6 protein-coding genes are annotated in these 5,924 nt (G+C 60.8%); all 6 read right to left on the reverse strand.

Going from position 1 to position 5,924, the window contains the following annotated elements; translation table 11 throughout:
* A partial coding sequence (locus tag ABYO54_RS12985) for an AAA family ATPase (protein WP_372808676.1) occupies nt 1–2,208 on the reverse strand: 2,208 nt, incomplete at its 3' end.
* A gap of 34 nt (nt 2,209–2,242) precedes the next feature.
* Nucleotides 2,243–3,472 (reverse strand): exonuclease SbcCD subunit D C-terminal domain-containing protein, encoded by a 1,230-nt coding sequence (locus tag ABYO54_RS12990; protein WP_372808677.1) that lies wholly within the window; start codon nt 3,470–3,472, stop codon nt 2,243–2,245.
* Nucleotides 3,469–4,452 carry a porphobilinogen synthase gene (gene hemB, locus ABYO54_RS12995; protein WP_372808678.1) on the reverse strand — a complete coding sequence of 328 codons (984 nt, stop codon included), beginning with the start codon at nt 4,450–4,452 and terminating at the stop codon, nt 3,469–3,471. Before hemB ends, ABYO54_RS12990 begins: the two co-directional genes overlap by 4 nt.
* A gap of 223 nt (nt 4,453–4,675) precedes the next feature.
* Nucleotides 4,676–4,981 carry a helix-turn-helix domain-containing protein gene (locus ABYO54_RS13000; protein WP_372808679.1) on the reverse strand — a complete coding sequence of 102 codons (306 nt, stop codon included), beginning with the start codon at nt 4,979–4,981 and terminating at the stop codon, nt 4,676–4,678.
* Nucleotides 4,982–4,985: 4 nt separating this feature from the next.
* On the reverse strand, nt 4,986–5,327 hold the full coding sequence (locus tag ABYO54_RS13005; RefSeq protein ID WP_372808680.1) for a type II toxin-antitoxin system RelE/ParE family toxin: 342 nt from the start codon (nt 5,325–5,327) through the stop codon (nt 4,986–4,988).
* A 46-nt stretch (nt 5,328–5,373) separates the two neighbouring features.
* On the reverse strand, nt 5,374–5,924 hold a 551-nt coding region (zupT, locus tag ABYO54_RS13010; protein WP_372808681.1), incomplete at its 5' end, for a zinc transporter ZupT.

A 5,924-nucleotide genomic window follows, 5' to 3' on the forward strand; every position in this document is an offset into this window, starting at 1 on the left:
CGGCTCGATCTTTTGCCGCAGTTGGGCCTGGGCTTCGGTCAGCGCGGCTTCGGCGGTGCGTTCCTGGGTTTTTGCGGTCGCGGCTTTCTCCGTTGCGGAGTGGGCGTGCTGCCGCGCGCCTTGTTCGGTAAGCGTTTGCCGGGCGACGGCTTCGCGCGCGCCGTCCAGCGCGGTCTTGGCCGCGATCTCGTCGCGCTCCAGCGTCTCGATTTGCGCGATGCGGGCGGCGATTTTTTCGATCGCCTGCGCATCTCCGGGCGGGAGCGTTTCAAGTTCGGCTTCATCATTGCGCAGCGCGGCGCTGAGCGTTTTATTGTCGGCGGTGGCGGCGGCCACGTTTTCGCTCAGCGCGTTGATGCGTTGGCCAAGCGCGGAGAGCGCGGCGTTGATCTTTTCCAGCGAACTCGTTTCGCGGTCGGGCAGTCCGGCGGCATAAGGATGCTCAAGCGCGCCGCAAAGCGGGCAGGGTTGGCCATCGGCCAGCGCCGCGCGCTCGGCTTCGAGGCTTTCGATCTTTTGCTGCAGCAGCAGGTTTTCGGAAACAAGCACCTGCTCGCGCCGGAGTCCTTCCTGCTCGTTCTTTTGCTGGATCAGTTCCTTTTCCGCTTCTGCGGCTTCGGCGGTTTTACCCGAAAGGGTCTTCCGGGTTTCCAGCATCCGTTGCTCGATCTTGACCCGTTGCCGAAGGGCTTCAATCCGGGTGCGCCAATCGGTGCCGTCGCGCAAGGGCGCAAGTTCGCGCTGGATTTTTTCCAGCGCCGTCGTGGCCGCCGAAAACTCCGTCTGCACGGCGGCCAGCGTTTGCTGCTCCTCGGCGGCGGTTTCCGCCGCCTGCTGTGCTGCGGTTTCGGACAGCTCTGCGGTCGCCTGGGCATTGTCTTTTTCGGCCGATAGCTTGGCCAGCTGTTCCAGGGATTGGAGCATCGCGGAGAGTTGGCCCACCAGCCCGGCGTCGAGCGCGTGCGTAACCTGATAGGTCTGGGCTTCGGCTTCTTGGGTTTGGAGTTTTTCGAGTTCGGCGGTATGTGCCGCCACTTTCGCGCGCAACGCCTTTTCTTCGTCGAGCAACTGTTCGAGTTCGGCCTCGTCCGACTGCTGCGAGGCCAGGCGTCCGGCCAACTGGGTGTCGAGCGCGCGCGTTTGTTTTAGGATGGGGGCCAGCTCCTGCAGCGCGGCCTCTTTTTCTTTCAGCGCTTTACCGTCGGCCTCGAGTTGGAGGGCGGCTTGGGTCTGTTGCTCCTCCAAACCGGGCAGCGCCGCGGCGGCGGCCTTCAACGCGCTTCCGGTTTTATCCCGCTCGTTGCGCAGCGACGCCAAACGGGCATATTCGACCGCCAGCGGCTGGGCGCGTTTGGCGGCGGCCAGCCGTTCGGCATCGGGCCTGAAGGCTTCGTTTTCTTCCGCCCAGGCCGCCTGTTCCGCGCGGTTCGCCGCCAGCTCATTCGTCAGGGTTTCGATCCGCTTCAGCCCCTCCATCGCGGCCTTGGCGGCGTCGCGCCTGACGGCTTCGGCTTGGTACGTTTCCTGAACCTGCCGCAGGTCGAAGGCGAGCTGCTCCAGCTCCTCCGGACTGAGGAGGGCGATGCCGCCGAGTCCGGCCTTGAGCTCGTTCAGCTTTTGGTTTTCCGCGCTGTTGCGCTGATGCACCAGCTTGGAGATTTCGGTATAGATTTCGGTGCCCGTAATCTGCTCCAGAATCGGCGAGCGATCATCGGCATCGGCTTTCAGGAAGGAGTCGAAGCTCCCCTGTGCCAGCAGGATCGAGCGGGTGAAACGGTCGAAGCCCATCCCCACCACCGCGTCGATCTTTTCCTGTACGTCCCGCAGTTTGGTTGCGAGCACCGTTCCCTGTTGGTCGGCCATTTCGCGTTTCGGCGCCTGCAACGCCCCGTCCGTTTTTTTGCGCGCGCGCTGCTGATGCCAGTAGGCGCGATAGGTTCCCTGCGCGGTTTCGAAACGCACCTCGGCAAAGCACTCGCCCGTCTGCCGCGACATCGCCTCGTTTGTGCTCTGGTTCACTTTCGGCAGGCGCGGCGTCTGGCCATACAGCGCCAGACAAAGCGCATCCAGAATCGTCGTCTTCCCCGACCCCGTCGGCCCGGTAATCGCAAACAGCCCATCCGCCGCAAATTCCGGATCGGTAAAGTCGATGCACCACTCGCCAACCAGCGAATTCAGATTTTTAAAACGTAGTTCGAGGATTTTCATTTAAGCTTTTTTTTCACGCAGCGGTCTTTCCGCTCTACTCCGCATGGGTGTCGGCCTCGTCGAGGGTTTGGAGGATTTCCGCATAGGCGGCGGCGAGTTCGGGGCGCTGGGCGGCGGGGATTTCGTGTTCTTCGAGGCAGCGGGCGAAGACGTCGGTCGGTTCGAGGTCGTCGAGGGTTTCGGCGGTGTCGATGCGCTGGAGCACGCGATCCATGACGCGCTTGTTCTTGATGCGTCGGATTTCGAGGGCGGTTCCGTCGATGGCCCCTTCGACCTGATCGCGCAGGTCGGTGATGAGATCGTCGCCGACATACTCGATTTCGAGCCAGGCGTTGCTGCCTTCGAGCTTGAGCTGTTGGAGTTCCGCGAGAATTTTATCGACGGTTCCGGCGATGCGGCGCAGCGGCTGGAAGCAGGGGACGGGAATCTCTTCGACGTGCGGGGTGCGGCCTTCGAAGGTGACTTGCAGGACGAGTTTTTGCTGCTTGGCTTCGCCGAAACCCATGGGAATGGGCGAGCCGCAGTAGCGCAGGGTGTCGCTTTGGGCGACGCGCTGGGGGACGTGGAGATGGCCGAGGGCGAGATAGTCGAAGCTGGCGGGAAAGGCGGAGGCTTCGACGTGGTCGAGCGAGCCGACGTTGAGGTCGCGTACGCCGTCGTCGGCCAGGGTGGTTCCGCCGGCGGCGAAGCAGTGGCCCATTCCAACGATGGGAAGGTCGCGGTCGCCGCGCGCGGCTTCGGCCCGGTCGCCGATTTCGCGGTAGTGGGCGCGGTAGCCTTCGGCCAGTTTGGCGCGTTTGTCGTCCATCGATTCGCCCGCTTCGGCTTGGCGGATATCGCGGTCGCGCAGGTAGGGGACGGCGCAGACGACGGCTTGCGGCACGCCCTCGGCGTTGCGGCAGACGACGATTTCGTCTTCCGGATTTTGGGGGTCGATGGCGCCGACCACATGAACGCGCAGCGCGCCGAGCAGCGCCTTGGGGGCATTCAGGAACGAGGGCGAGTCGTGGTTCCCGCCAATGACGACGACCTGGCGGCAGGTGGCCGAATGGGCGATGCGGCAGAGGAAGGAATAGTAGAGTTCCTGCGCGCGGTTGCCGGGTGCGGTCGTATCGAAAACATCGCCCGCAATCAGCAGGAGGTCGATCTGCTCGCGTTCAATGTGCTCCGCCAGCCAGTCGAGGAATGCTTCGAACTCGTCGTAGCGCCTGCGGCCATACAGTGAGCGTCCGAGGTGCCAGTCGGAGGTGTGCAGGATTTTCATGAATCGCGAAACAGCTCGTTGTATTGGTTGGCCCAGTAGGAAATGAGGATGTCGGCGCCGGCGCGGACGAGGGCCGAAGTTGATTCCTGCACCATGCCTTTGAGGTCGCCCCAGCCGCGCTGGGCGGTGGCGTGGAGCATGGAATATTCGCCGCTGACGTTGTAGGCCGCGATCGGCAGGTCGGTGGCGGCGCGCATCTTGGCGAGGATGTCCAGATAGAAGAGGGCGGGTTTGATCATGAGCATGTCGGCGCCTTCGGCTTCGTCGAACTCCGATTCGCGCAGGGCGGTGCGCAGGTCGCCGAACGAGGCCTGGTAGCCTTTGCGGTCGCCCTTGCCGGGCTGCGATTTTTCGGCATCGCGGAACGGGCCATACATGGAGGAGGCAAACTTGGTGGAATAGCTCATCAGGATCGCGTCGGTCAGACCGTTTTCATCCAGCCCTTGGCGGATCGCGGCCACCTGCCCGTCCATCATCGCGCTCGGGGCAACGATATCGGCCCCGGCGGCGGCGTGCGACACGCAGATTTTCGCGAGGTTTTCGATGGCGGCATCGTTGTCGACCTGCCCGCAATCGGTGAGCGGGCCGCAGTGGCCGTGATCGGTATAGGCGCAGACGCAGGCATCGGCGGCCACCACCAGATCGGGGAACTCATTTTTGATCAGCCGAATGGCGCGCTGGACCGTGCCGTCGCCGTTCCAGGCTTCCGAGCCCCGGGCATCTTTCTGCGCGGGATCCGCGAGCCCGAACAGCAACACACTGCCAACGCCCGAATCGACGATCGGTTCCAGCTCCTTCAACAGCGCATCAACGCTCAGCCGAAACTGGCCGGGCATCGATTCGATTTCTTCGCGGACGTTTTTGCCGTCGACCACGAACGTCGGCCACATGAATTTTTCCGGGCCGGGCAGGGGCGCATCGATCATTTTGCGGATTCCGGCGCTCTGGCGCAGGCGTCTAAGGCGTACTTCGGGGAACATGGTTTTCTCCTGTAGAAAGGGTAAGGTTCATAACCTGATCGTAGAGGTCGATCAAGGTTTCGATACCGAGATCAGTGATCGGCTCATAAATGAAGGCGTTCAAAGGGATGTTGGAAGTATTCACGCAACACTATCCAGATTCTTTGGTTGGTCAAAATTCATAATGATTGTTCAAACACGCGAACGCCGCAGCGGTTCTTTAGATTGATGCTGGGTTTTTGCATCAGAATGCGAGTTTGAGGTCCCGAGGCGAGGCGCCGAGTGCAAGGTTTGCGCGGACGAGCAGGTCGATCGATACCGACTTGTCTGCACTTTCCATTTTGGCAACTCGGCTCTGGCTGGTATGCAAGAGCTTGGCCGCTTGCACCTGCGTTAACTTCTGTTGTTTCCGTCGGGTTTGCAGATTTTCGCTAAGCGCGCGTTTGATCTCGATATAGGCCATTTCTTCATCGGTCAGGCCAAGGAATTCCCGTGTTCCTCCGACGACGAAGCCAGCAGCTTCGAGCTTTTTTCGTTTGGTTGCATTCATGGATTTAACCTCCACAGATTTCATCGTATTTCATGAATCGTTTTTTGCTTTCATCGATGACCCGTTTGGGGGTTTCCCGTGTTTTCTTTTTAAACACGTCTGCAATGATGATCGCATCTATATCTGAGCGGTAAATGATCCGCCAGATTTCATTCTTATCTGTAATTCTTAGTTCATGGCACCGTCTGCCGATCGATGGCATGGGTCGGGAATGGGGCAGGCTGATTTGGATTCCTTCCTGCAAATCCCGCAACAGGCATCCCGCTTCAATTCTGGCTTCTTTGCTGAATGGAGGCGTTTTCACTTCTCCTTTTAGCCATATTAACGGTTTGCCTTGTTGGCTCATAGCTATAGCAAATATATCAGATAAGACATATTTTCAAGGGATATTTTCATCTCATCAACAGCAGGCTGATGGCCATCACGACCATGCCGGCGACCAGGCCGAGGAGGGAGTCGTGGCCTTTGCCGTAGGCGCGGCTGGTGGGTAGCAGTTCATCGACGCTGATATAAACCATGATGCCGGCGACGCCGCCGAAAAGAATGCCCATGACCTGCGGCGGGATGACGCCGCCTTCGCCAACGAACAGGTGGAGCAGGAGGTAGGCGATGATGGCGCCGACGGGTTCGGCCAGCCCGCTGAGGAAGGAATAAACGAAGGCTTTCCGGCGGTTGCCGGTGGCATAGAAAATCGGAACGGAGACGCTGATGCCTTCGGGAATGTTGTGCAGGGCGATGGCGATGGCGATCGGGATGCCGAGGCTCGGGTCTTCGAGCGCGGCGAGGAAGGTGGCGAGCCCTTCGGGAAAGTTGTGGATGGCGATGGCGAGCGCGGTGAAGAGCCCCATGCGCATCAATTTTTTGTTGTGGTGGCGGTGGGCGCTGGGGATGCAGTCGTCGTGTTGGTGTTCGGGGTCGGGGATCGGGGCGTTGGGGTCGTGCA

It is taken from the genome of Pontiella sp. (assembly GCF_041622395.1).
Lineage (GTDB): Bacteria > Verrucomicrobiota > Kiritimatiellia > Kiritimatiellales > Pontiellaceae > Pontiella.